1 protein-coding gene is annotated in these 1,888 nt (G+C 36.1%); it reads right to left on the bottom strand.

The window, feature by feature from the left end; genetic code table 11:
- Positions 1 to 290 precede the first annotated feature (290 nt).
- A complete protein-coding gene (locus CLORY_RS22720) occupies positions 291 to 1,733 on the bottom strand; it encodes a DDE-type integrase/transposase/recombinase (RefSeq protein WP_079428861.1) in 1,443 nt (480 codons plus the stop codon).
- Between the last annotated feature and the right edge of the window lie 155 nt (positions 1,734 to 1,888).

The raw sequence follows: 1,888 nt of genomic DNA, 5'->3' as shown, positions 1-1,888 counted from the left end.
GATAGTGTAAAGTTTGCTATGAAAAAAATTTAGAGAAAAAAAGTAGGATTGAAAAGAGAAAAAGAAGAAAAAAAGCAAGGAAAAATAGGTAGGTGAAGGAAGCCGCCACCCTTGACAGCATGACAAATTAATGCAGTGAGGAAAGTATTAACGGCGAAGGAACTCAAAAACAGAGAGATATAACCGTCAATATCACAGCATTATAGCATTAATTTATCAACACCATCAAGGGCAAGTCCAAAGGATGGCTAAGTATTCAATTACGGCTCAGGAAGCTAAAAACAGAGAGTTTAACAGTGTTGTTGTTGTTCCTGTAAATCAAGAATAGCAAGCTGACCTAGCCGAATGAGAATTTGCCACTTTGCAGGCATATTGTCAGCTAAACTAAATTCCTTAAGCTCATTAAGAGGACGCCAGTAGTTATATGGATGAGGACGAAGGAAATTGTAGTAAGCAACCCAAAGAGATACGCCATAAAGAGCACCGTTTTCACTGCCATAACCGCAAGTAACACGATAGGATGACTTGAAAGTACGATTAAGGCGTTCGATAACTTGCTTAACCCAACGAAACTCAGAGGTAACAGCATCATCGTTAGTAAGTCCAATAACTTGAGTGATATCGAAATCCCAACCTTTTTCAAGTTTAAATTGTTGAGCAGCAAGAGGATAGGCACTATAGCCGTCCGCAATGAATTTTAAAGCCTTACTAGGGAATTGTTTGAACTTGTTAAAAGCCATGCGCATAGCAAGAATACAAGGCCCGACAGCGCGGTTATCAGAGACTTGGTAGCCAAGGATAGATTTCTTACAGGTGTCCATGATAAACCAAACATAATGCTTAATCCCTTTAACCTTAATATATGTTTCATCAGCAGAAAGGATGTTGGAAGGTTTATAGTTAAAGCTATCTACAAATGGTTTGATGACAGCAGCTGCGGTAGTAGCATAGTGAGCAACCATGGTATGAGAGATCTTAATACCATGAACTTCTTCAAGGGCATGAGCAGTCTGTCTAGTTGAGAGTTTAAGATTAACGTGATAAGTAAGGCAAAGCCCCATAATATGAGGATTGAACTTCTTAAAACTAAAATTGATAGCTCTAGCAGGAAGAGAATTTAAGTCCATCTTAAAAAAATCCACAGTAAATTCACGGTAGATGTAGTGAAGCTTGTATTTATGCTTGTCAGCAGGAGGTAAATCTTTAGGAAGCTTAGAAATATTTTTGAGATAGTAAGAACACTTGGGATTAACACATTTGTGGACACGAAAATGCTTACGATCCTTTTTAGCATCAAGAGTACGACCACAATAAGGGCAAACAAAAACCACCGGTTTAGTACCATGATTAGACTGATGGAAGGTCTGTCCGCAAACTTTGCACTGATACTGCCCCTTAGCTCCATTGTTATCATAAATGTAGTCATGAGGAGCACCACACTTAGGACAAATGATGTACTCAGGAATAGACTTACCATTACGGCGGTTAATAGGTTTAACAAGCTTATTGTATTTGTGTTTATAGTAAGCTAAAAGAAGCTGATAATCTATCTTCTCAAAACGAAGAATCTTAGGTAGCTTGTCAACTTTAAACTTTTGGTAATCCGGACTATTAGAATCCTCAAAAGCCCATTGCTTAAGAGGAATATGTTTAGCAATAAATAAAACAAGTTGAAAAATAGTTTTTAAAAGATATTGATTATATAAAAGTAAATACGTTATAATTGAATCCATACAATGACAACCTTTCTTGTTTATTTTTGTTTGGTCGAAAATTCAATTATAACATGAAATTGGGGGTCATTGTTTTTTTTATACAAAAAAACTCTGTAACCCTTGATATATAAAGAAATTTTTAAAAGAGTAGTGTAAAAAACTTTACACTAACA

Source organism: Clostridium oryzae (genome assembly GCF_002029235.1).
Classification (GTDB): Bacteria; Bacillota; Clostridia; order Clostridiales; family Clostridiaceae; genus Clostridium_AE; species Clostridium_AE oryzae.
The sequence above is the reverse complement of the archived record's forward strand: the minus strand, read 5'-3'. Positions and strand labels throughout refer to the sequence as shown.